Consider the following 24,564-nt stretch of genomic DNA (forward strand, 5'->3'; position numbering starts at 1 on the left):
TCTATGTTTGAAGAGGATGGCATTGTTTTAATTATGGAGCCTGCTGATGAACGGAATATGAGGAAATTTATTTTTACTGTGCCGAAGTCAGTTTATGAAAAAAAAGAGATTGTATTACATTACGGAACACCTCTAGGTCAAGGATATACAGACATTATAGAAGATATTATTAGTGTACATATAGAAATTGAAGTAGTAACAGTTATTGGTCATGTAAGAGCATAAATGATTCTCCAAAAAACAGATCTACTCATATGTAAGTAAATCTGTTTTTTGGATTTCAAAGGAAATTATGAAAGGGTAGGTATACTCTTTGTTTTGAGTTATATAGGACTGTAGAAAAATAAAAATGGAAAATAACGATATATTTCTCAATGTATATGCAAAACAGGAGAAGAGTGGTTCTTCTAGAATGTATAATGAAGGAAGAGTAGAAAATAGCGTGTGCTGTAATGAAGTGTATAAGAAGAAAATGTATAAAAGAATGATAATTATTTAGGAGGAAAACATGAAGTTTACAAAAACAATGTTACTTTCGATTATAGTTACAATTGGCTTAATGGGATGTTCACTAGTAGAACAAGGAAAGAACTCCATAGATTATGCTCAAAAAGCGACAGACTATGTAAATGAAATAAGTGCCTTTGCAAATGATGCACCAGCATTAGCTGAAAAGGCTGTTAATGATAGCGAAGCTCGAAAAGAATTAGAAACGAAGCTTAGTGAAATTAAACAAGATATACCCGCTTTCAATGAATTAACACCGCCGGATGTAGCAAAGGATCTTCATCAGCAAATCGTCGGATATAACGAAAAGTTAAATATATTAATTGATACGGCGATGACAAAGATAGAAGAAGGGAAGGTGAATGTAGAAGAGTTTAAAAACTCTGAGCTTATGCAGACGGTAGATCAAGTTCGAGATTTGAAAGATAAGGTGCAAAATTTAGGTCAATAGTAAAAGGCTCCGTTTGTGATAAATGGAGCCTTTTACTATTGGATACAATAAACGATTACACCAATGATAATAATCATGTTGCCGATGAGTTTACGTTTCGTTATTTTTTCTCCTAGGAAATACCAACCGAAAATTAATATGATGATATAACTTAAGGATTCTAATGCTGATGCTTGTTTTAATGCCATTCCCTTCATGGCGATAACATTTAATCCAGCGTTAATTACAAATAAAGAGTAGCCAATAATAACATAAGGATTCACATATTCTTTTATTCTAGAATCGTATTGTTGCAAAGTAGCTTTTTTTAATAATATTTGTGAATAATTAGCTAAAATTATCCCGAAAATAAATAATAACATATAACTATTCATCTTTTGTCACCACCACAATTCCGACGATAATAATAGCTGCACCAAGTAAATGATTCCACTGAATCGTATCTCCAAATAGAAATACTGACCAAAGCATTGACCATAGTATAATAATCCCGCGATGTGAATATGCTTTTGATATTTCGAAATGTTTAATTACTTGTTGCCATAAAATTGCATATCCAAATAAAAGTATAACTAGTCCGAAATAAGCAATAAAAAATGAGATGGAAGCAATGGGGAATTTAGCCGCCCATTTCATGTAAACCATAATGATAGAATATATCAAAAAAGCTACATGTAAAAATAAGTAATTTTTAATAGTTGGTTTCATTTATTCACTCTCTTTTGCATATAAATATATATTTATACCTAATTTTTCTAATGATAGATATTGGAACGTATTTAGTTTAATCTTTCACATTCCAAATTATATAGTATCATGGCTTTTATTGTAAAACAATAAAAGCCATGTATTCATTTTTTCCAAGATTCTATAATATGTATTGTTTTATTTGTTGCATCCAACTCTACTTGAACACCGATAGGTATGGTAATCATTGGATGTGTATGGCAACAATCGAAGTCTGCTAGAAAAGGAATTCTTTGATTTTGAAGTACTTCTAATAGTATTTCAAAAGGTTTTCGATTTGTACCACAATGATCAAATTGCTCATGTTTTCCAAGAATGATACCTGAAATTTTATCGAATACACCGTTAATTTTAAGGAATGAAAAGCTTCTTTCGATAGTAGCTGAATCTTTTGAACTGTCCTCAATAAAGAGAATGTCACCCTCTTGAATATGTGGCATATAAGGGCTACCCCAAATTCCTTGTATCGTGTTTAAATTCCCGCCAATAATACGTCCAGTAGCTTTTCCGTCAATTACTGAAATCCAATCGTTTGGACGAAGTTCTTTCTCCTTCGTCTTTTCTTCCCAATTAATAAATTCATCTGACCAAAATAATGGTTGTTTTATATGATAAGGAAGAGAATGATCATGTAGTAAAGTTTCAGCAAAATATTTATATGTGCAATCAACAAAAGGTTCAAATTCGCCAAAAGAAGGGACGAGAGCTGGTCCATAAAATGTAGGTATTCCTGTTTTGGTGTAAATTCCTAGTAATAAAGCAGTTGCATCTGAATACCCAATCATTATTTTAGGGTTATTTAGAAAAGCATCATAATCAATATAAGGTAATAAGGAATTTGAATTCATGCCACCAATTGTTGACATGATACAAGAAACATTAGGATTTCTTATTAAAGCATTTAGTTCCTCAGCACGCTCTTGTATACTACCCGAACGATAATAATCATATCGACCTGTTAGTGAACCTTCTAATATATGAAATCCTTTCTGTTGTAAGTAAGATTTCGCTCGTTCAAATCTTTTAGGAGAAGTGTAGGTTACTGGAGAAGAAGGTGAGTAAATCCCAATTGTGTCTCCGTATTTTAATGATTTTGGAAGTGGCATTTGTATGAATCCCTTCTATTAATAGTTTTATTCATAAGGATTTATCATTGGATATTCTTATATTTCGGTATTGTTATTGTAACATACATGCATTGAAATAATAATTGCTGTAGATGAATAAATATGCTTTTTACCTTGACGATATAAAGGGAAAGTTGTTATGGTTAAATGTGAGTGTATAAAAGGTTTGTTAAAGGAGTTTTGAAATGAAGCGGTTAAAATGGGGAAGGCTGACAGTCCTATTAGTCATTGTTTTAGGGATATGTTGGTTCTTATTCCAAGGAACTCAAAAGAGTGCAACAAGTATAGAGGGACAACCTTTACAAGTGGCAGAACTACCTAAAACAGGATTAGTTGAAAAAGTAGTCCCACCAAAGTACATACCACCGGAAATTGATGCAAAAGCAGCTATGATTATTGATGCGAGTAATGGAGATATTATTTATCAACATAATGAAAATGAGGCTTTTGCGCCAGCAAGTATGTCTAAGATGATGACAGCGTATCTCCTACTAGAGAGTATACATAACGGTAAAGTTCGCTGGGAAGATCCAGTTAAAATGAGTGCGAAGGCTGCACAAACAGAGGGAGCGAGAATCCCAGTACAAGTTAATGACACATTAACTGTTAAAGATTTATATCATGCATTAATGATTGAGTCAGCTAATAATTCAGCTGTGGCTTTAGCAGAACATATGGCAAAATCGGAGAAAGATTTCGTTCAGCTTATGGATGCAAAAGCGAAACAGTTAAAAATGTCGGAACATGCTAAATTTGCAAATGCTTCTGGATTACAAGAGCCAGATGGAAGTGAAACAAAAATGACGGCTGGTGATGTAGCAAAATTGGCGTATAATCTTATAAAAGATTATCCAGAAATATTAGAAGTGACTCACTTACGTCAAAGTCAGTTAGCATTCAATAATATTAATGTTATCAGTACAAATGATATGTTAAACAAAAATAATAAAGCTTTATATATAGAAGGAATCGACGGATTAAAAACAGGATTTACAGATAGCGCGGGGTATTGTTTTACGGGTACAGCCAAACAAGGTGATACTCGTATTATTACAGTTGTTATGGGAACAAAAGGTAAAACGAAGCGTTTTACAGAGACGAATAAGCTAATGTCTTATGCGTTTAGCTTAGTTAATTAAGTAAAATATTGAGTTGTATCATCATATAAGAAAGGTAATTTGTTGTTACTCACTATCGGTAACAATAAATTGCCTTTTATTTTTTAGCACTAAGAAAGTAAAAGGGTAAAAAATATGAGTGTTATTATTTGAGTTTATTATTGTTTGTTTATATTATAAAGTTAGAAACTTATTAATGATAAGTTTTGAGGGGCATATGATGTGTACATATGAAAAAGCCTCAAATGAAAATTGGAGGGAATTATGATGGCAAAAGATTTTTACTCAGCAATTGAAGACAGAAGATCTATTTATGCGATTAGTAAAGAGCAAGTAGTTTCTGATGAAAAAATTCAAGAAGTGATTTATCATGCTGTAAAACATACACCTTCAGCTTTTAACTCTCAGAGCGCTCGCGTTGTCGTCTTGCTTGGAGAACAACACGATAAGTTATGGGATATTACGAAAGAAACGTTACGAAAAATTGTGCCTGAAAATAACTTCGCCTCTACTGAAGAAAAAATGAATGCATTTAAAAGTGGTTATGGAACGGTTCTATACTTCGAAGATAGTCAAGTGGTAGAAGAACTGCAAGGGAAATTTTCATTATACAAAGAGAACTTCCCAATGTGGTCTCAGCAATCCTCTGGAATGTTACAATTTGCAATTTGGACAGCTTTAGAAATTGAAGGATTTGGTGCTACATTACAACATTACAATCCATTAATTGATGAAGAAGTGAGAAAAGAATGGGAAGTTCCAGGAAATTGGAAGCTCATTGCGCAAATGCCGTTTGGTAAACCGGTTGTACCTGCAGGTAAAAAAGAATACCAACCATTAGAAACTCGTGTGAAAATTTATAAATAGTGTAGGGACGATAAAGTGAAACTTTAATCAGTGGTGATGTTGTTCATCCTCCGCTGATTATCAGCCCGTCCCCCACCTAACTTCTTTGCTTTCGCTGAATTTTGAGGTGGGGGTCTTACTGCCTGGCGAATAGCGGGATAAAAAGGTGAACAGAATTATAATTCTGTTCACCTTTTTATAAGTAATAAGGATCTTTTTGATAGGAATTTTTCATTTGATTTTTTAATTCGTTTTTACGTGTTTCAATAGTTGATATTTTTTGTAAGGTAAGAATTGATACGAATTGAAAAAAAGCATAGTACAGTTCTATATTTTTATTTATAGGATTATCTATTATGTTATGCATAAATACACCTCCTTCTTTAATCCCGATATTTGCGGCCAATATGACTTCCATCTCCAAATTTAACGCTAAGTGGAGAATACCGACTTGTAAAAGTTCGATTGGTTTCCGGCTAGGGTGGATCATATTTGTATGGATTAAGATACCACGTTATATATGATAATATAAATATCCTGAAAATTCCATAGTTAGTAAAAATAGGTGGCGGAATGTGTGTTTTCGTCAAATTAAAACAGAATTTTTGAAGTTAAATCTTACAAATCGTCAAATCTTTTAAAAGCGATAGATGGTATCAAAAATAGTTTTCTAAAAATATTATGCTATTGATAAAAAAAGCATTTTTTGTCATGATAAGAGTATGCTTCATAGAAAGAACTTTACTAGGAAACACATTCTTTGCATGGCATTAGATTAATAGAGGTTTTCGGAGTATATAGGGGAATGTATATTAAGATAATGAATGGAATGTCGAAATTTCAATGAAATACATAAGGAATTTGAAAAAAACATTGCAAAAACAGTGAGTTTAATGGTAAAGTTCACATGAAGTTCACACGGAATTCACTTCGTTCGTTTAAAATGAACTCTGTGTGAAAAATAAAACTCTTGTTAAAAAATGGAACTTAATGAATATTTTACTTTGATAATATTGTAAAGTATTAAGTTTATAAGTTTTTTTTAAGAGGATAGTAGGGAAAGGAAGTAAAGACAACTTATGAAAAAAGTAATTGCAGGTTTAGCAGCAGCTTCTGTAGTGGGTGTTGCAGTTCCAGGTATGGATTCTGCTCAGGCACAAGTTTCAAACGAGGCGCTAAAAGAAATTAATGGACAAAATCAAAATCAAACGACTGTAACTGAAACAAAAACTGTAGAAACAAAATCTGACTTAAAATACACAGTAACTGCTGATGTATTAAATGTTCGTTCAGGTGCTGGTACAGGACATAACGTCATTTCTAAAGTGAAATCAGGTCAAGTACTACAAGTAATTGGACAAGAAAACGGTTGGTTCAAAGTAACTGTAAACGGTCAAACTGGTTATGTAAGTGGTGACTTCGTAACGACTGGTGGTAAAACAGGAACTACTGTTCAACAAGGAACTGGTACTTACACAGTAAACGTTTCTTCACTAAACGTACGTACAGGCCCAAGTACATCTCATACAGTATTAGGCTCTGTAAATAAAGGTAAAACAGTACAAGTTGTTGGAGAAGTACAAGATTGGTTTAAAATCAACTTCAATGGTGGAACTGGATACGTAAGCAAAGACTTCGTAACAAAAGGTGGTTCTGCTGTATCTAACGAAACAAAACAACCAACTACAAACAACAACAATACTACTACAGTTCAAACTGGTGGTTCTTATGTTGTTAACACTGGTGCTTTAAAAGTACGTACAGGCCCAGCTACATACAACGCTGTAATCGGTGGTGTAACAAACGGTACAGTATTAAACGTTACTGGCGCTGAAAATGGTTGGTACAAAATTAACCATAACGGCCGTACAGGTTACGTAAGTGCAGACTTCGTTAAGTTTGTAAAAGGCGGAGTAAACAACGTTACAAATAACAATAACGTTACAAATAACGTTAAGCAACCAGGTAAAGACGTACAAAAACCAACAACAGGTGGAGATACATCTTCAATCGCTGGATTCGCTAGATCTTTAAATGGTTCACCATACAGAACTGCTGGTACAACACCTGCTGGTTTTGACTGCAGTGGATTCATTCACTACGTATTAAATCAAACTGGTCACAAAGGTGCTCGTCAAACAGTTGCTGGATACTGGAGCTCTAAAACAAAAACTAGCAATCCACAACCAGGTGATTTAGTATACTTCCAAAATACTTATAAATCAGGTCCTTCTCACATGGGCGTTTACTTAGGAAACGGTCAGTTCATTAGTGCAGAAACTGATGCAACTGGTGTACGTATTAGTTCTGTAAGTAACTCTTACTGGAGCAAGCACCTATTAGGTTACACAAAAGCATACTAAGAAAAAGTAGTTTATATACTTTTCGTATAGAGAAAAGGCTTTCCAGGGAAACTTGGGAAGCCTTTTTATAGTTGAATAAACTGGGAATATAGTAGTTTTACTGTAACTTCCCATTTAAAAATCGAGCGTATAGGTCATGGAAGTAGTTCGGGCGAAACAAGTTAGCTGCATGTCCTGCAAACGGTATTTCTTTATATAAAACGTTTGGAAGAATAGCCTTTAAATCAAAAAGGCAAGATTTATAGAGATGATCATGTTCACCCATTACCCATAGAATAGGGTGGGGAAGTGATTTTAATTTAGATTTCAAATCGAATTCTAATCGGTGTCGTAATGATTGGGCAATAATTGATGAATGTAATTGCAATCCAAAACGGTAATAAATATTTCTTGAGATGACTGCGAACGGATTAGCCTTTAGTATGCCACTTGGAAAAATGGTATTTGCGTATTGAGAAAGCCATTTAGAGTAATCGTCTCCTCGCTTCTCCCAAAATTTTTGAAATACGTTATATAAAAGGGATGGATTATTATAATGCCCACCGATATGACAAATGCTTAATACTTTTTCTGGATGCATTTGTGCAAAAATAGTAGAAATATAACAGCCGTAGCTTAAAGCGCAAATATGGGCTTTTTTAATGCCTTCTTTTTCGTATAAATTCAATAATTGATCTACGAGACGCTGTAATGAAAATTCGATTGCTTCTCCTTTATCATCGCCGTGACCTAATAAGTCATAAGTAATAACGTTGTAAGAGGAGGAAAATCGTTTATGCTCTTTTTTGAAGGCGCGACGATTGCCGACTAATCCATGAATAAAAATAATTGTTTCCTTTTCGGAATGTATATTTGTTTGCAAAAAGGATACTCCTTTCAATAACGGGAGGTTTATATAGTATTGTAAATTGATTATTTATCATTCACATAGAATAATATTTAGCACTAGGTAATAATATCAGATGTTTATATCTGTTGTAAAGATACGTTTGTATGTATATTTTGTAAAAACAGAAAAAGTGTGTTTACATTCAGTTTACATTCGTATTGTATTCTACTTTTAGAAAGAACAGTTTGGTTTAACACGAGGAGATGAACGTAATGGAAGTTAAAAATGAAATGAAGAAAAAAGGGAGCTGGAGGCAGTTTTTACGCCTTATTCAAGATACAAATCCTCCGAAAGGGATATTAATTTTTGCGTTATTCATGAGTTTGCTTTCTACAGGAGCAAGTTTATTTATTCCGATGTTAACGAAAGGGTTAGTAGATAATTTTTCACTTGCGTCAATAGGTACAGGACAAATTGTTGGGCTAGTTGCATTCTTTATTATGCAAACTATAGCTGCAGGGTTGTCTATATATTTACTAAATTATATTGGGCAGAAGATTGTAGCTGGACTGAGAGAACGTTTGTGGAAAAAGGTGCTTATTTTACCGGTAACTTATTATGATCAAAATAGAACAGGCGATACAATTAGCCGTATGACAAATGATACAGGAGTTGTTAAAACGTTAATTTCTGAGCATTTGTCAAACTTATTAACAGGCGGGATTTCAATCGTCGGATCATTAATTGTATTATTTGTTTTAGATTGGAAAATGACACTTTTACTTTTAACAGTTATTCCATTATCGGTACTCATTTTAGTTCCGCTTGGACGAAAAATGTATAAGATTTCAAAAGCACTTCAAGATGAAACGGCTTCTTTTACTAGTGTATTAACGCAAGTATTATCAGAAATTCGTTTAGTAAAATCTTCGAACACAGAAAAAAGGGAATATGAAACTGGAAATAAAGGTATTGGAAAGCTATTGCAATTTGGTTTGAAAGAAGGTAAAGTGCAAGCGTTAATTTCACCAGTGATGTCGTTTGTTTTAATGGCATTGCTTGTTATTATCGTAGGTTATGGTGGAATGCGTGTTTCTAGCGGTGCATTAACAACAGGTGAACTTGTAGCGTTTATTTTATATTTAGTTCAAATTATAATGCCAATGAGTCAATTATCTATGTTCTTTACACAATTCCAGAAGGCAATTGGTGCAACGGAAAGAATTAATACAATTTTAGAATATGAAGTAGAAGACCATGAAACGGGTGTGAAGGTTACAGATGCAAAGCAGCCAATCGTTCTTGAAAATGTACATTTCGAGTATAACGAAGAAGAGCAAGTGTTAAAGAATATTGATTTTACAATTGAATCAGGAAAAGTAACAGCAATCGTAGGGCCAAGTGGTAGCGGGAAAACGACATTATTCTCATTATTAGAACGTTTTTATGAGCCCACTAGCGGTGCTATTAAATTAGGAAAAGACTCAATTAAGAATTATTCACTACAATCATGGCGACGTCAAATCGGTTACGTTTCACAAGATAGTCCGTTAATTGATGGAACGATTCGTGATAATATTTGCTACGGTGTTGAGGGTGAAGTGACTGATGAAGAAATTGAGAAAGTAGCAGCGATGGCATATGTTGATGCGTTTATTCATGACTTACCGAATGGATATGCAACAGAAGTTGGAGAGCGGGGTGTGAAGCTTTCTGGAGGACAAAGACAGCGAATTGCGATTGCCCGAGCGTTACTTCGAAACCCGCAAATTCTTATGTTAGATGAAGCAACTTCAAGTTTAGATAGTAAGTCCGAGTCCGTCGTTCAAAAGGCGTTAAATAACTTAATGAAAGGGAGAACAACGTTAGTTATTGCACATAGACTTTCTACTGTTGTAGATGCAGATAAAATTATCTTTATAGAAAAAGGGAATCTTACAGGTAGTGGTACGCATGATGAATTATTACAGACGCATGATATGTATCGTGAATTTGCAACGCAACAATTGAAAATTAAAGAGGCGGCATTATAAAATGAATAATCAGTGAGGGATTTGCTTCACTGATTATTTGTTTTTAACAGTAATAAAATAGATGCTGAGTAGAAAGGAAATGGTTCTTTTGATACCTAAAATATTAATTGTAGACGACGACCCGCATATTAGAGAACTTGTTTCTGTTTTTTTAGAGCGGGAAGGATTTCAAACATATGAAGCAATTGATGGACTAGATGCACTTCAGAAAATAGATGAAGTGAAAGTCGATATGGTTATTCTTGATATCATGATGCCGAATATGGATGGATTCGATTTATGCTTTGAATTAAGGAAGTACTATGATATTCCGATTTTGATGTTAACTGCTAAAGGGGAAACGTCTCAAAAAGTAAAAGGATTTCACCTTGGAACAGATGATTATCTTGTAAAACCATTTGATCCGATAGAACTAGTAGTGAGAGTAAAGGCATTACTGAAACGTTACCAAATTACAGTGTCGCAATCGATTCAAGTTGGAAATGTACTGTTAAATCGTAAAACATTCGAAGTTACAATTGGAGAACAAACAGCTACGTTACCACTGAAAGAATTCGAATTGCTCTTTACTTTAGGTTCTAAAGCAGGAAGAACGTGTTCGAGAGAGCAATTAATTGAAGACGTATGGGGATATGATTTTGAAGGAAATGAACGTACACTAGATGTTCATATAAATCGGTTACGTGAGAAGTTTCAAGAAGAGAAGTCGAAATTTAGTATTAAAACAATAAGAGGTTTAGGATATCGCTTAGAGGTAAGTAAATGAGAAAAAGAAAACAAATGAGTAAGTTGAAGATGTTGAAAGTAACGGGAGCGATCATAGCGCTCTTTTCTTTTCTCACGATAATTTGGTCTACAGCATTTTATGTATCATCCAGTATAATAGATGCGCTTGAAATAAATCTATCACCTTTTGTTATGTATCTCATTAGTGATGTACTCAGTTTTATATTTATGATTCTTCTTTGGATATTAATTGCAGTATTAATGAGACCGAAGCGACAGGCAATGATTTGGACTATTATTGAACCGATACAAAAAATTGCAAAAGGAGACTTCTCCGTAAAAATACGAAATGAAGAAAGGTATGATGGAGAAATTGGTGTACTCGTAAAAAGTATAAATGATATGACAGATGAACTAAATGCGATGGAGAAAATGCGTCAGGAATTTGTATCGAATGTTTCTCATGAAATACAGTCACCATTAACATCTATCAAAGGTTTTGCTAGAGCGCTACAAGACGATAATCTTTCTGAGGAAAAAAGAAAGCATTATCTGACCATTATTGAAACAGAAACAACGAGATTATCTAAACTAAGTCAAAATTTATTGAAACTAACTCTACTAGAATCGGAAGAGTATATACCAGAAAAAGTGACTTATCGATTAGATCAACAGTTAAAACAAATTGTATTAAATAGTGAACCGCTTTGGGATCAGAAAGAAATTGAATTAGACCTTGATTTAGAAAAAGTGCATATAACTGCTGACCAAGAAAGTATGAGTCAAGTTTGGATTAATTTAATTCATAATAGTATTAAATTTACTCCAAGTAGCGGCACAATTACAATCCAGTTACAAAAACATGAGAAAGTAGTGGAAGTACGTATTCGCGATTCGGGAATTGGTATATCAGAAGAACAGAAACAACATATTTTTGAACGTTTTTATAAAGTGGATTCTTCACGCAATCGTGCTTATGGAGGAAGTGGCTTAGGCTTGGCCATTGTAAAAAAAGTACTCGACCTTCATCAAGGAGAAATAAAAGTCGAGAGTGAGGAAGGGAATGGGACGGAATTTATTGTTTGTATTCCGAATTTTAAAGAGAAATAGTGTTAGGAGGAAACTCTTCTAACACTATTTCTCTTTAAAAACACATTTCCCGTTACTGCAACTATATTGATAAGCTTTTTCTTCGTTATTCATACGGTATGAGTAGTCTGATGCTGTATCTTTCTTAAAGTCAACATATGCTTCTGCACCGTTTTTATCATCATTGATATCAACGAATTGAACATGGCGTATAGAATAATCTTTCTTTTCACTTAAACCTCTTTCTTGCAAGTTTGTATAAATACCGTCTACTAACTCGTCAAATAATGACCAGTTTAAATTAAGATTTTCGAATGATTCAGTATGTCTTCCTAAAATGCCGTTGTCTTGTATTATTTTTTTATTATTATCGTATGTATAAGTGTATGTAAAATAAGGTTCGTTTTTAAATACGACTTTTGCATAATAGCCGATATTATAAAGAGGAGTATATTTTCCGGTTATGCTTTGTATTTCTTTTTGCTTATATTCTTTTATAGTATGGAGATATTCGTTAGTATCTTTTTCTATTACTTTATAATGTAGTGGATTACCAAATATAAAGCACATAGTCAAAAATATGATGCATAGTCCGACTGCAGTTAGTGACAAGAACCACTTTTTTCTTTTCATACACATACACCCTCCTATGTGGGGTTTATTTCTATTTTACATAAATTATGGAAAAAGCATGATAATTATAAATAAAAAATTTCTATAGTTACCTACAAGTAACCTACGCACATGAAAGTGCATCATTGCCTTTTCACATAAATATAGATACAATTTTAATATAATACATAATTGAGATGATTAAGGAGTGTTATACTTGGCAGAATTATTACAAGGCAAAAATGCTTTAATTACAGGAGCAGGTAGAGGGATTGGTCGTGCTGTAGCGATCGCATTAGCGAAAGAGGGCGTAAATGTAGGTCTTTTAGCTCGTTCAGAAGAAAACTTAAAAGCTGTAGCGAAAGAAGTAGAAGCAGAAGGCGTAAAGGCTGTTATTGCGACTGCTGATGTTTCTTCATATGAAGAAGTAACTACTGCAATTGAGACGTTAAAAAACGGTTTAGGATCTATCGATATTTTAATTAATAACGCTGGTATTTCTAAGTTTGGCAAGTTTTTAGAACTAGACGTTGCTGATTGGGAAAAAATCATTCAAGTAAACTTAATGGGTGTATACTATGCAACTCGTGCAGCTTTACCAAGCATGATTGAACAACAATCTGGTGATATCATTAACATTTCATCTACAGCAGGACAAAAAGGTGCACCTGTAACAAGTGCATATAGTGCTTCTAAATTTGGTGTTCTTGGCTTAACAGAATCGTTAGCGATGGAAGTTCGTAAACATAACATTCGCGTAACAGCTTTAACTCCAAGTACAGTAGCAACAGATATGGCTGTAGATTTAGGATTAACTGATGGGAATCCTGATAAAGTTATGCAAGCAGAAGATATTGCAGAGTTTATCGTAGCACAGTTGAAATTAAATAAACGTACATTTATTAAATCAGCGGGACTTTGGTCTACTAATCCGTAAGGGATAAATGTATAAACAAAAGAAGGGATATTTATTCTGTAATGGAGTAGATGTCCCTTCTTTATTTTTCTGTTTATGAGACGGAATTTTCGGTATAATCAAATACAGATAGTAGAAAAGTATTGAAAAGGATGGTATTTACATGAGTACGATTGAGAAATGGACGGCTGTTGATCAATATGTGGGTGATGTGAGGAGGTAAAAGGGATGAAAAAGAAATTTCAAAAATTATAACATGTATCGTGTGCAACACAGGAAGCTCGCGGACCTCCAACATACTTGGAAATATAAGTTTATATTAAAAATTGGAGGTTAGGAATAGATGAGAACTGAAAAAGAAATGTTAGACTTAATTATGAATACAGCAAAAGAGGATGAAAGAATTCGAGCTGTTATCATGAATGGATCACGTGTGAATCCAAATGTGAAAAGAGACTGTTTTCAAGACTATGATATTATTTATGTTGTAAAAGATATACGTTCTTTTACATCTAATCATAATTGGATACGTAGATTTGGAGAAATAATGATTGTACAAATGCCAGAAGAAATGTCAGTAGTTCTACCAGATGAAGACGGGAAGTTTCCGTATTTAATGCAGTTCATGGATGGAAATCGGATTGATTTAACACTAGTTCCAGTTGAATTAATAAATCATTTCGTTGGACAAGATAGTTTAAGTAAATTACTTCTTGATAAAGATAATTGTATGGAAGAATTCCCGCCAGCAAGCGATAAGGATTACTTAATACAAAAGCCTACAGAAAAAGAGTTTTTGGATTGCTGTAATGAATTTTGGTGGTGTAGTACGAATGTGGCAAAAGGATTATGGAGAGAAGAGCTTTCTTATGCGAAAGGAATGCTTGATGGTCCAGTGCGAGATATGTTCATCGTAATGCTAGAATGGCATATTGGTATGAAAACAGATTTTACAGTTAATACAGGTAAATTTGGAAAGCATTTTGAGCAATATTTTGACGATGATATGTGGGAGCAATTTAAAAGGACATTTTCTAATGCAGAGTATGAAAACATATGGGAATCATTCTTTGTTATGAGCGATTTATTTAGGGGAGTGGCGAACGAAATTGCTAACGCTTATGGATATCAGTACCCGCAAGGTGATGATGACAGAGTGACAAGTTATTTAAAACATGTGAAAGCTTTGCCGAAAGATAGTACATCGATTTATTAATAATAGTAAGCAGTAAGACTGTCCAAATGACGGACAGTCTTATTTTTATTCATGAATAGGAATTTCTCTAACAAAGTGCAGAGGAATCACATATGAAACGTTAGGGAGGTTTTTATTATGTATTATTTTTATTCGCCACAAATGTTTGCTCCATATCAATGGGGATTAGAACGAGATGTTTCGTACGCCTATATGCCATATGACTCATTTTATTATGGAGACTATATAAGCTCATTGCCATACGTATATATCCCTCAAAATTATGAAGTACAGATGGAAGAAGATGAGCGTGGATCGTGGACACCATTTTCTTGGGTCGAAAAATATGCGTACGCATTTTCAGGACCGTACAATAAAGCGGAAGTTGCTCTTACATTTGATGATGGACCAGATTTAGAATTTACACCGAAAATTTTAGATAAGTTAAAACAGCATAATGTAAAAGCGACTTTTTTCCTGCTTGGTGAAAATGCAGAAAAGTTTCCGAATGTAGTAAAGCGTATTGCGAATGAAGGGCATGTAATTGGCAATCATACGTATAGCCATCCGAATTTAGCGAAAGTAAATGATGCTGAGTACCGTAATCAAATTATAAAAACAGAAGAAATACTGAATCGTTTAGCTGGTTATGCACCGAAGTTTATTCGTCCTCCGTATGGTGAAATACTTGAAAATCAATTGAAGTGGGCAACAGAGCAAAATTTTATGATTGTACAGTGGAGTGTTGATACAGTTGATTGGAAAGGCGTAAGCGCTGATACAATTACAAATAATGTGTTAGGGAATTCATTTCCTGGAAGTGTTATCCTTCAGCATTCAACACCAGGTGGGCATTTACAAGGATCTGTAGATGCATTAGACAAAATCATTCCGCAGTTAAAAACGAAAGGGGCACGCTTTGTAACGCTGCCTAGTATGTTCCAAACATCGAAAGAGCGGAAGTGAATGTGTTGTAAAATTGGAAAAAACAGGATTATGCCGTATAATGGAGCTGTAGGTTAGTTAGGAGGGGATATAATTGATGTATGCACTAATAAACATAGGAATGAGTATATTAATAGGTATTATATTTATACTTGCGGCAATTGTCCTTCAAAAAAATCCACCGACCGATATTAATGCGGCATATGGTTATCGTACGAAACGATCTATGAAAAATAAAGAATTATGGGATGCAGGTAATAGGTATAGTGCAGAAGTGATGAAGCAAAACGGATTCATCATGATGTTAATTGGAAGTATTGTTAGTATACTTTTTAGATATCCAAATACAATGATGGTGATTATGCTGTTATTAATCATTCGTTTATTTATACGAGTAGAGAGTAGGTTAAAAGTACTTGAACAATAATGAAAAAATAGGACTCCATGCAGTATGATGCTAGAAGTCCTATTTTATTTACAGATTATTATTTTTAAATAATTCCTTTCCTTGTTCGACAACAAATTCATAGTACGCAAGATCATATGGATAAATATCATCAAAAGTTATCATTATCGGTTTATTGCTCAAAACAGAAGTAGCTGTAAATGATGAAATCTCTCTTTTTAATAGTTGTAGAAATGAAGTTGCATGTACTTTCATCACATCGTCTACTTCTTCACCTGGTGCGAATGGAAGTGGATTGATGACATTGTGGAAATACATATGACAAAACTCGCGATCTGTAAGATTTGAAATTTCATAGTCTATTTTAAAGATGCCCTTATATGCTAAATCAGTCGTTTGAAAAGAAAGCCCCAATTCTTCTTCAATTTCACGAAGACCACCAATTTGTACATCTTCATCATGCATAATATGTCCGGCTGAAGTAATATCCCAAATGTTTGGAGCTTCTTTTTTATTTTTAGAGCGTAATTGGAAATATAAAAACATATCTTCAGCATCTTTTTCTACAAACCAACAATGAAATGTTTCGTGCCAATCACCGTCACGATGCACTTCATCACGTAATTTCTTCCCAAGTATATTTCTTTCAGTATCAAATATTGTTAACCACTCTGTCATTTAAATTCCCCTTTCTGCAAATTTTATTATACAATATTTGTATTGAATTTTGGGAAAATAAAGAAAAAGGAGAGGGTATAAGTGGGGATAGAGAGCGCGGAAATAAAATCGATTATTTCAACAGAGGAAGAATTACGGAAAATATTAGGGCAACCAAGTGAGAGAGCTTTGAAAAAGGTTATTTCATCATTAGACTATCATTGCGTAGATTTTCTGTCTAAATCTCCTTTTCTAGTATTATCTACTGCAAATAAATTAGGAGAGTGCGATGCTTCGCCGAGAGGAGATGCACCTGGATTTGTTTACGTATTAAATAATAATAAAATTATTATTCCAGAAAGACCAGGCAACCGCCGTATAGACTCCATTTTGAATATTATTTCAAATCCACGTGTAGGGTTACTCTTTTTTATTCCAGGTCTTGGGGAGACACTCCGAATAAATGGCCAAGCGTATATAACAAACGACGAAGAAATTTTGCAAGAAATGCAGGCAAATGGACGCACTCCGCTACTTGGAATTGTTGTTGAAATAGAAGAATGTTACATTCATTGTGCAAAAGCTTTTATTCGTTCAAAAATGTGGGATCCAGAATCTTGGTTACATAAAAAAGAGTTACCTTCAGCAGCAAAAATGTTGCTGGAGCACGCGAAAGTAAATACTTCTGAAGAGGATGTTGCACGTTCTTTAGAAGAAAGTTATACGAAAAGATTGTATTAAAAAATTTTATTTATATAGTTTTATAAGGTGGATATGTAAATGTATTAGAATGGGATATTTATATACGAATCGTTGATTTATAAGAGGAATAAACAATAAAATAGATAAATCGAGCGGTAGTGGCATAATATTATTGTAAAATATAATAAAAAATGATTTTGAAAATTGTTAGTAAAAATAGGCTTGCTTTTTAAAAAGTTGATAACTATAATAAGTTAACAAATAGACATGAACGAAAAAGTAACGATAAGGACACGAAATCATTTTTACGGTTTACAGAGAGGGAAGCCAAGGGTGTGAGCTTCCTAACACGAGAAATGATTTTACCACCTTTGAACTTCAATAGTGAACGAGCAATCTAGTAATTATTGACGGAATCAGCCGTTATCTGAACTTGAGCAATCTAGGGAGAAATACGTCTAGGTTGGAACAAGGGTGGAACCACGAAAACACATTCGTCCCTTTCTTAGGGATGAGTGTGTTTTTTTATAGTTTTAGAGATTGAAAATTAAAAATAATTAAAAAATAGTATTGATTTTGTTTTTTATGCGAGTATAATGAGTTAACAAATAAACATGAACGAAAAGTAACGATAAGGACATGAAATCATTTTTACGGTTTACAGAGAGGGAAGCCAAGGGTGTGAGCTTCCTAACACGAGAAATGATTTTACCACCTTTGAACTTCAATAGTGAACGAGTAATCTAGTAATTATTGACGGAATCAGCCGTTATCTGAACTTGAGCAATCTAGGGAGAAATACGTCTAGGTTGGAACAAGGGTGGAACCACGAAAACACATTCGTCCCTTTCCTAGGGATGAGTGTGTTTTTTTTATTATTTTGAAAGGAGGTGCAGTAACATGAAACGATTTGTACGTACGGAAATAACCACCACCTGCATGATTGAAAAGCAGAGCAAGGTGATTGATAAAGATAAAAAATAAAATTGTAGGAGGAGATTAGAAGATGAATAATGTTATTAATGTTGGGGTGTTAGGATTAGGTACGGTCGGAAGTGGTGTTGTCCATATTTTGAAAGAACATTATAAAAAAATTGCACTTGATACAGGGTATGAAGTGAAGGTTAAGACAGTCGTTGTACGTGATTTAGAAAAAGAACGTGATGTTTGTATTGATGGACTCATAGTAACAAGTCATGTTGATGAAGTTCTAAATGATTCAAATATTGATATTGTAGTAGAGGTAATGGGCGGAATTGAAGAAGCAAAGCAGCATATTGTTAAGGCTTTACGAAATAAGAAACATGTCGTGACAGCAAATAAAGATTTAATGGCTGTCTACGGTGCAGAGCTTCTCCAGCTGGCGAACGATAATGATTGTGATTTATGTTATGAGGCAAGTGTAGCGGGCGGTATTCCGGTGTTAAGAGGGTTAACAGACGGATTAGCATCAGATCAAATTGAAAAAATAATGGGAATTGTAAATGGTACAACAAATTATATGTTAACAAAGATGAGTCAAAATGGATGGACGTATGAAGAGGCTTTACAGGAAGCACAAAAATTAGGTTTCGCAGAATCGGATCCAACAGCGGATGTAGATGGGCTAGATGCAGCGAGAAAGGTAGCAATTCTTGCAAACTTAGGTTTTTCGATGAATGTTTCTTTAGATGATGTGCAAGTAAGAGGGATTCGAAAAGTCGAAAAAGAAGATTTACAAATGGCTGAAAAGTTAGGATTTACTATGAAGTTAATTGGTAAAGCGGAGAAACAAGGATCAGCCATTCATTTAAGTGTAGAACCGACTCTATTACCTAGTCATCATCCATTATCGAATGTAAATAATGAATTTAATGCAGTATATGTTCACGGTCAAGCGGTAGGAGAAGTAATGTTTTACGGACCTGGAGCTGGGAAGTTACCGACTGGTTCTGCTGTAGTAAGTGATATTATTTCAATCATTAAAAATATGAATCAAGTTCAGAAAAATAAAAGTGCGTTAAAAGAACCAGAGCCGTACGAATTACAGGGAGATGAAGAAGTCGTTTCGAAATATTTCTTGCGTATTTCATTACGAGACGAACCAGGGATGTTGCAAAAAATAACAGAATGTTTCGTGAATTATTCCGTAAGTTTAAAAGAAGTGATTCAGTTACCTTTAAATCGTGAACTTGCAGAAGTCGTTGTTGTAACACATCAAACTTCAAAGTATCAATTCGAACGAGTTTTAGGAGCGATAGAAGATGTCGCAAGTGAAATAAACAGTTACTACATTATTGAGGAGGAAAAACAATATGTATAAAGGATTATTAAAACAGTATGCTTCTTATTTACCGGTCAATGAAAATACACCTGATGTGAGCTTAATGGAAGGGAATACACCACTTATTCCGTTATTAAATATATCAAAACAATTAGGAATTCAATTATATGGTAAGTATGAAGGAGCGAATCCGACAGGTTCTTTTAAAGATCGTGGTATGGTAATGGCAGTTGCGAAGGCGAAAGAAGAAGGTTCAGAGGCAATCATTTGTGCGTCAACAGGTAATACATCAGCATCGGCCGCAGCTTACGCGGCACGTCTTGGAATGAAATGTATTATCGTAATCCCAGAAGGGAAAATTGCTCATGGAAAATTAGCGCAAGCAGTTGCCTATGGTGCTGAAATTATTTCAATTGAAGGGAATTTTGATGATGCACTTAAGGCTGTAAGAAATATTGCTGCAGAAGAGCCGATTACATTAGTAAACTCAGTGAATCCTTATCGAATTGAAGGGCAAAAAACAGCAGCGTTTGAAATTTGTGATCAGTTACAAAGTGCACCAGATGTTTTAGCGATTCCTGTTGGGAATGCTGGAAATATTACAGCGTACTGGAAAGGTTTCTGTGAATATGAGAAAGAAAAAGGCTATAAGAAGCCAAGAATTCACGGGTTTGAAGCGGAAGGAGCAGCTGCTATTGTAAAAGGACATGTCATTGAAGAACCTGAAACAATTGCAACAGCGATTCGCATCGGTAACCCAGCAAGTTGGTCATATGCAGTAGAGGCTGCTGAGCAGTCTCACGGTGAAATAGATATGGTATCAGATGAAGAAATTTTACATGCGTATAGATTATTAGCAAAATCGGAAGGGGTTTTTGCTGAGCCGGGATCAAATGCTTCATTAGCTGGCGTAATGAAACATGTTCAATCTGGAAAAATCAAAAAAGGAGAAACAGTTGTTGCAGTTTTAACTGGAAATGGCTTAAAAGATCCTGATATCGCAATTTCTTCTAATACATTAGATATTGCAAGTGTTTCAAATAATATAGAACAAATTAAAGAGCATATTAAAGGAGTGATTATGTCGTGATACCATTCAGTATTCGTGTTCCTGCTAGTACAGCGAATGTTGGACCTGGATTTGATTCAGTAGGAATAGCGTTGTCATTGTATTTACATGTAGTAGTAAAGGAGAAAACTGATAAATGGCAAGTAATCCATTCCTTTGATGATTCAATTCCGACAGATGATAAAAATTTAATCGTTAGTACGGCATGTAAAGTGAGTCCTTCTTTATCACCCTATATAATAGAAGTTACTAGTAATATCCCATTAACAAGAGGACTAGGAAGTAGTGCATCAGCAATTGTAGCTGGGATAGAGCTTGCGAATCAACTAGGCAATTTGAATTTAACTACGGATCAAAAAGTGCAAATTGCTACAAATTTTGAAGGACATCCTGATAATGTTGCTGCTTCTATATTAGGAGGAACTGTAATCGGAGCACTTGATGGAAAGAATGTTTCGGTTGTAAGAATTGAAAGTAAGGAATTAGGTGTAATTTCTCTTATTCCAAATGAAGAGCTAAATACAGATGAAAGCCGGTCTGTATTACCAGATATGTTTCCGTTTCATGAAGCTGTTAAGGCTAGTGCGATCAGTAACGTATTAGTAGCGGCATTTTGTCAAAAGAAATGGGACGTTGTAGGCGAAATGATGGAAAGAGATCATTTTCACGAGCCATTTCGTTTAGAACTTGTACCGTTATTACCATCTATTCGTAAATGTGCAAAAGAGTTTGGCGCATACGGCACAGCGCTTAGCGGTGCAGGACCATCCATTTTTATATTAACACCGTATGAAAAACGCGGAGAAATTGCTGAGCAATTAGCGAGAGTATTTACGTCTATGAAAGTGTGTGAGCTAGAAATCGATCATAGAGGAATTACTGTAAATAAAGAAGAACATATAGAACTATAAAAAAGCTAGCATTGCTAGCTTTTTTTGTTGTAAATAGTTTTTCAGTTGGCATATAAAAGAAAAGTAATAATGTATAATTTAGTAAATTATGTATTCATCTGGAGGTGATCCTATGAAGCAAGAGTCACCGGAAGAAAAAAGAGAACGTATGCGGCAAAGTGAATTGAAAAATAATCCTACTGGTTCTTTACATGATGGACTTAACAGAGCTGAAACAGGTAGTCCAGTTGATATGGCAGGTGGTATGAATTGGAAAGGCACAGCGCTAGTAATTTTAGTGCTAGCTTTAGGCTATATTATATATACTTATTTCTTTAGTTAAGAAATAAGTGTTAAAACTTAGAATGATTTGCCTTTATCCCGCGTTAACGTCCGATTGGTGAGGGCTGATTAAAGTTTCACTTTATAAGTAGTGAGCATGAAAAAACACTACTTATATTTTAAGCAAATTACAGTTGTCCATATTAAATATATTTTTTTGCCACATTCCTGTAACAAAGCCTCTGTATATTCAGTGGTGGAGGTGCAGAAGATGAAAAAAATGATAGCGATATGTCTGCTTACAACTATGTCATTTTCGACATTAGTTGGGTGTGATGTAAAAGGTAACAATACTGTACAAGAATCTAAAATAAAGAAAGCGACGTATAAAGAGTTTACTTATGATGTAAATCCAGAGACTTTCACGTTAACTGTAGAACATGATGGTGTAAAGGAACAGGCGTCACAGCCGTTACCGAAAATGAAGGTATCGAATGTAAAAAAAGACAAAGGGCGTACATCTTGGGAATATCCAAATCAAAAAATAAAAGTGAATGTAGAAAAGAAGAAAGATCACTTAAATATTGAAGTGGAATCAATGGGTGCAGAAAGCTTCACATGGCCGAAAGTACAAGCTGAAAATTATACACTTCCGTTATGGGAAGGGAAGAAAATTCCGAGTAATGATGAAAATTGGAAGAAGTTTTTAAAGGATGATGCATATTCATTCGCTGAATCATTTTCTATGAAGTTTTTTGCGTTAAATGGTTCGAAATATTCCATTGTATATATCGCGAACAATATGTTTAATAATGAATTGAAATTTCATTCGGATCCGAAAATAGGATTTGATTTTATACATGAATTCCCGAGTATAAATAAAAATAAAACATATGGATTTCAATTATATGTGACAAATAATGATGTAGTCAGTATTGCTAAACTGTATAAGGATAATATTGCTGGAAAAAGTGAATTTAAAACATTACAAGAAAAGGCTAGAAAAAATAAAGAGATTGAAAAACTTTATGGTGCGGCTCATTTTTATTTTTGGAATCAAAATGGTTTGTCTGACAGTAATGTAAATTGGCCGAAGATAAGAGAGCAAATAAATAGTCCTGTATTTAGCCATATAAAAGAACTTATTCAAAAGAATAGTTCGGAGCCTGGGGAATTGAATGTATTTGAGCAAGTAAGTAAACAAGATTTCATTGATAAGTACCAAAAAAATGTTATTTTGCGCTATGTAAATGAAGTATTATCAATGAAGGAATTGTATAAAGAGGATATTTTCCAAAAAGTAGATCAAAAGGCTAGTGAGTTATTAAAGAGAGGCGTGGATCACTTATCGAAGATGGAGTTATATAACTTAAATAAGCATATATTAAAGTCGGAGCTCGGTGATGCGATCGAAGAAGTAAGTAAGTGGGGGAACGCAGATGGAACGGATATTATAAAGGAAATGAAAGCAGCAGGAATAGACAAGGCGTGGATTGGGTTACCAAACTGGGAACAAGGCTATATGCAGCCTAATTTCGTGACAGAAGTTAAAAAAATGGGATATTTAGTTGGTCCGTATGATTCTTACCATTCTATTCACGAAAAGGCTGATAAAAATTGGAATACAGCTTCTTTTCAGGATCCATCGTTATATGAAGAGGCAACTGTGACGAAGAAAAATGGAGAAAAGGTGCAAGGGTTTTTAGGTAGAGGACGAAAGTTAAATCCAACTTTATCTCTTCCTAGTGTAAAAGAGCGAATGAACGATATATTACAAAATGGACCTAAATATAATTCATGGTTTATTGATTGTGATGCAACAGGAGAAATTTACGATGACTATTCGGCTAAACATATAACGACCCAAGAACAAGATTTAAAAGCAAGACTGCAACGAATGGATTATATTGCACAAGAAAAAGGTATGGTAGTGGGCTCTGAGGGTGGAAATGATTTTGCAAGTAGCACGATTGCATTTGCTCATGGCATTGAAACGCCTGTAATTAAATGGGACGATGAAGATATGAGGAAAAACAAAACAAGTCCGTATTATGTGGGGGGATATTGGTCACCGAATCAAAATGTTGCAGAAAAATATGCAAAACAAGTACCGTTAAAAGAAGAATATAAACAAGTGTATTTAAACCCTGTATATTCAGTACCATTATATAAATTAGTATATAATGATTCTGTGATTACAACGCACCACTGGGAGTGGGGAAGTTTGAAAGTAAAAGATGAGGTCGGGAATCGTATGCTATACGAATTATTGTATAATGTTCCTCCGTTGTACCACTTAGATGAAGTAGAGTGGAATAAGCATAAACAAGAAATTACGCAGCACCTGAAAGTTTGGAATGATGTTCATGAAAAGGCAGTAAAAGAAGAAATGACGAACTTTGCGTATTTGTCAGAAGATAAGTTAGTTCAATCTGCTTCTTATGGAAAATATATTAAAATTATTGTGAATTTCTCGAATGAAGAAATAGAAATAGAAAAGACGAAAATAAAAGCAAAATCCGCTTTCATTAATAATCATGGAAAAAAAACAATGTATATACCGTTTGAGAAAAAATAATATGAAATGTACATTACTATATTCATACAGATGGCATTACTAATTTTGCTAACTTTTTAGGGGGGGAATCGAACGATTCGAAATGAATGAATTTATAAATCGGTAATTTCGGACACCACGAAATGCTAAATATTTAAAGTTAGAAAATAGTGACTTGCCAAAAATAAGCACGAGAGTATAATGTGAAATGGAGTACATATTGGATTTATCATG

General features: G+C 34.1%; 25 protein-coding genes and 2 other annotated features. Of the genes, 18 read left to right on the forward strand and 7 right to left on the reverse strand.

All coding sequences use genetic code 11. From position 1 onward, the window contains the following. Positions 1 to 3: 3 nt before the first annotated feature. A complete protein-coding gene (locus Q9B79_RS16905) occupies positions 4 to 225 on the forward strand; it encodes a hypothetical protein (RefSeq protein WP_306186056.1) in 222 nt (73 codons plus the stop codon). Between the two features lie 283 nt (positions 226 to 508). Further along, positions 509 to 958 carry a DUF6376 family protein gene (locus Q9B79_RS16910; RefSeq protein ID WP_306186059.1) on the forward strand — a complete coding sequence of 150 codons (450 nt, stop codon included), beginning with the start codon at positions 509 to 511 and terminating at the stop codon, positions 956 to 958. Between the two features lie 35 nt (positions 959 to 993). Here the strand turns inward: Q9B79_RS16910 and Q9B79_RS16915 are convergent, their stop codons facing one another. The 3 genes from Q9B79_RS16915 to Q9B79_RS16925 form a co-directional block, all read right to left on the reverse strand. Next, positions 994 to 1,332, reverse strand: a complete 339-nt coding sequence (locus Q9B79_RS16915; protein WP_306186061.1) for an EamA family transporter — start codon at positions 1,330 to 1,332, stop codon at positions 994 to 996. Then, positions 1,325 to 1,666, reverse strand: coding sequence for an EamA family transporter (locus Q9B79_RS16920; RefSeq protein ID WP_000805122.1), 342 nt, complete (start codon positions 1,664 to 1,666; stop codon positions 1,325 to 1,327). The genes Q9B79_RS16915 and Q9B79_RS16920 overlap by 8 nt, the downstream gene beginning before the upstream one ends. Positions 1,667 to 1,809: 143 nt before the next feature. Further along, positions 1,810 to 2,811 carry a S66 family peptidase gene (locus Q9B79_RS16925; RefSeq protein WP_001130818.1) on the reverse strand — a complete coding sequence of 334 codons (1,002 nt, stop codon included), beginning with the start codon at positions 2,809 to 2,811 and terminating at the stop codon, positions 1,810 to 1,812. A 206-nt stretch (positions 2,812 to 3,017) separates the two neighbouring features. On the opposite strand from Q9B79_RS16925, the gene Q9B79_RS16930 reads away from it, so the two are divergent. Then, positions 3,018 to 3,971, forward strand: a complete 954-nt coding sequence (locus tag Q9B79_RS16930; protein ID WP_306186065.1) for a D-alanyl-D-alanine carboxypeptidase family protein — start codon at positions 3,018 to 3,020, stop codon at positions 3,969 to 3,971. Positions 3,972 to 4,214: 243 nt separating this feature from the next. Beyond that, complete coding sequence (locus tag Q9B79_RS16935; RefSeq protein WP_306186067.1) at positions 4,215 to 4,817, forward strand: nitroreductase family protein; 603 nt, start codon at positions 4,215 to 4,217, stop codon at positions 4,815 to 4,817. 175 nt (positions 4,818 to 4,992) lie between these two features. Here Q9B79_RS16935 and Q9B79_RS16940 read toward each other — a convergent pair whose 3' ends face one another. Then, positions 4,993 to 5,163 (reverse strand): DNA mismatch repair protein MutT, encoded by a 171-nt coding sequence (locus tag Q9B79_RS16940; protein WP_306186070.1) that lies wholly within the window; start codon positions 5,161 to 5,163, stop codon positions 4,993 to 4,995. Between the two features lie 712 nt (positions 5,164 to 5,875). Here Q9B79_RS16940 and entFM point away from each other — a divergent pair. Further along, positions 5,876 to 7,159, forward strand: coding sequence for an enterotoxin EntFM (entFM, locus tag Q9B79_RS16945; RefSeq protein WP_306186072.1), 1,284 nt, complete (start codon positions 5,876 to 5,878; stop codon positions 7,157 to 7,159). A 97-nt stretch (positions 7,160 to 7,256) separates the two neighbouring features. Here the strand turns inward: entFM and Q9B79_RS16950 are convergent, their stop codons facing one another. Further along, the gene (locus Q9B79_RS16950) at positions 7,257 to 8,021 is read right to left on the reverse strand and encodes an alpha/beta fold hydrolase (RefSeq protein WP_306186074.1); all 765 of its coding nucleotides are present in this window, start codon (positions 8,019 to 8,021) and stop codon (positions 7,257 to 7,259) included. A gap of 239 nt (positions 8,022 to 8,260) precedes the next feature. Here Q9B79_RS16950 and Q9B79_RS16955 point away from each other — a divergent pair, with 239 nt between their 5' ends. The 3 genes from Q9B79_RS16955 (at position 8,261) to hitS (ending at position 11,857) form a co-directional block, all read left to right on the forward strand. Beyond that, entirely contained in the window at positions 8,261 to 10,021 is a 1,761-nt protein-coding gene (locus Q9B79_RS16955) for an ABC transporter ATP-binding protein (protein ID WP_306186075.1), read from the forward strand. Positions 10,022 to 10,109: 88 nt separating this feature from the next. Beyond that, a complete protein-coding gene (gene hitR, locus Q9B79_RS16960; RefSeq protein WP_306186078.1) occupies positions 10,110 to 10,787 on the forward strand; it encodes an envelope stress response regulator transcription factor HitR in 678 nt (225 codons plus the stop codon). After that, a complete protein-coding gene (gene hitS / locus Q9B79_RS16965) occupies positions 10,784 to 11,857 on the forward strand; it encodes an envelope stress sensor histidine kinase HitS (protein ID WP_306186080.1) in 1,074 nt (357 codons plus the stop codon). Before hitR ends, hitS begins: the two co-directional genes overlap by 4 nt. 24 nt (positions 11,858 to 11,881) lie before the next feature. Here the strand turns inward: hitS and Q9B79_RS16970 are convergent, their stop codons facing one another. Then, on the reverse strand, positions 11,882 to 12,469 hold the full coding sequence (locus tag Q9B79_RS16970) for a DUF3139 domain-containing protein (protein WP_306186081.1): 588 nt from the start codon (positions 12,467 to 12,469) through the stop codon (positions 11,882 to 11,884). A gap of 196 nt (positions 12,470 to 12,665) precedes the next feature. On the opposite strand from Q9B79_RS16970, the gene Q9B79_RS16975 reads away from it, so the two are divergent. The 4 genes from Q9B79_RS16975 (at position 12,666) to Q9B79_RS16990 (ending at position 15,931) form a co-directional block, all read left to right on the forward strand. Then, positions 12,666 to 13,385 carry a 3-ketoacyl-ACP reductase gene (locus Q9B79_RS16975; RefSeq protein WP_000818985.1) on the forward strand — a complete coding sequence of 240 codons (720 nt, stop codon included), beginning with the start codon at positions 12,666 to 12,668 and terminating at the stop codon, positions 13,383 to 13,385. Positions 13,386 to 13,707: 322 nt separating this feature from the next. Continuing rightward, entirely contained in the window at positions 13,708 to 14,580 is an 873-nt protein-coding gene (locus tag Q9B79_RS16980; protein ID WP_306186083.1) for an aminoglycoside 6-adenylyltransferase, read from the forward strand. Between the two features lie 117 nt (positions 14,581 to 14,697). After that, positions 14,698 to 15,525, forward strand: coding sequence for a peptidoglycan-N-acetylglucosamine deacetylase (locus Q9B79_RS16985; protein WP_306186085.1), 828 nt, complete (start codon positions 14,698 to 14,700; stop codon positions 15,523 to 15,525). Positions 15,526 to 15,601: 76 nt separating this feature from the next. Then, entirely contained in the window at positions 15,602 to 15,931 is a 330-nt protein-coding gene (locus Q9B79_RS16990) for an SdpI family protein (protein ID WP_306186087.1), read from the forward strand. A gap of 48 nt (positions 15,932 to 15,979) precedes the next feature. Here the strand turns inward: Q9B79_RS16990 and Q9B79_RS16995 are convergent, their stop codons facing one another. Further along, positions 15,980 to 16,588 (reverse strand): NUDIX hydrolase, encoded by a 609-nt coding sequence (locus Q9B79_RS16995; RefSeq protein ID WP_306186089.1) that lies wholly within the window; start codon positions 16,586 to 16,588, stop codon positions 15,980 to 15,982. Between the two features lie 81 nt (positions 16,589 to 16,669). Between Q9B79_RS16995 and Q9B79_RS17000 the strand changes: the two genes are divergently transcribed. From Q9B79_RS17000 to Q9B79_RS17025, 6 genes are all read left to right on the forward strand, one after another. Then, positions 16,670 to 17,308 (forward strand): pyridoxamine 5'-phosphate oxidase family protein, encoded by a 639-nt coding sequence (locus Q9B79_RS17000; protein ID WP_306186091.1) that lies wholly within the window; start codon positions 16,670 to 16,672, stop codon positions 17,306 to 17,308. 234 nt (positions 17,309 to 17,542) lie between these two features. Continuing rightward, positions 17,543 to 17,774, forward strand: a binding site (T-box leader). A gap of 114 nt (positions 17,775 to 17,888) precedes the next feature. Beyond that, positions 17,889 to 18,120: a binding site (T-box leader), on the forward strand. Between the two features lie 155 nt (positions 18,121 to 18,275). Continuing rightward, positions 18,276 to 19,571: a homoserine dehydrogenase gene (locus Q9B79_RS17005; protein WP_306186093.1), complete on the forward strand. Its 1,296-nt coding sequence runs from the start codon at positions 18,276 to 18,278 to the stop codon at positions 19,569 to 19,571. Next, positions 19,564 to 20,622, forward strand: coding sequence for a threonine synthase (gene thrC, locus Q9B79_RS17010; protein ID WP_070805812.1), 1,059 nt, complete (start codon positions 19,564 to 19,566; stop codon positions 20,620 to 20,622). Before Q9B79_RS17005 ends, thrC begins: the two co-directional genes overlap by 8 nt. After that, positions 20,619 to 21,512 (forward strand): homoserine kinase, encoded by an 894-nt coding sequence (gene thrB, locus Q9B79_RS17015; protein ID WP_306186097.1) that lies wholly within the window; start codon positions 20,619 to 20,621, stop codon positions 21,510 to 21,512. Before thrC ends, thrB begins: the two co-directional genes overlap by 4 nt. A gap of 112 nt (positions 21,513 to 21,624) precedes the next feature. Then, on the forward strand, positions 21,625 to 21,834 hold the full coding sequence (locus Q9B79_RS17020; protein ID WP_306186099.1) for a DUF6366 family protein: 210 nt from the start codon (positions 21,625 to 21,627) through the stop codon (positions 21,832 to 21,834). Between the two features lie 210 nt (positions 21,835 to 22,044). Continuing rightward, positions 22,045 to 24,351, forward strand: a complete 2,307-nt coding sequence (locus Q9B79_RS17025; RefSeq protein WP_306186100.1) for a glycoside hydrolase — start codon at positions 22,045 to 22,047, stop codon at positions 24,349 to 24,351. Positions 24,352 to 24,564 lie beyond the last annotated feature (213 nt).

This window comes from Bacillus sp. MHSD_36 (assembly GCF_030757775.1).
Classification (GTDB): domain Bacteria; phylum Bacillota; class Bacilli; order Bacillales; family Bacillaceae_G; genus Bacillus_A.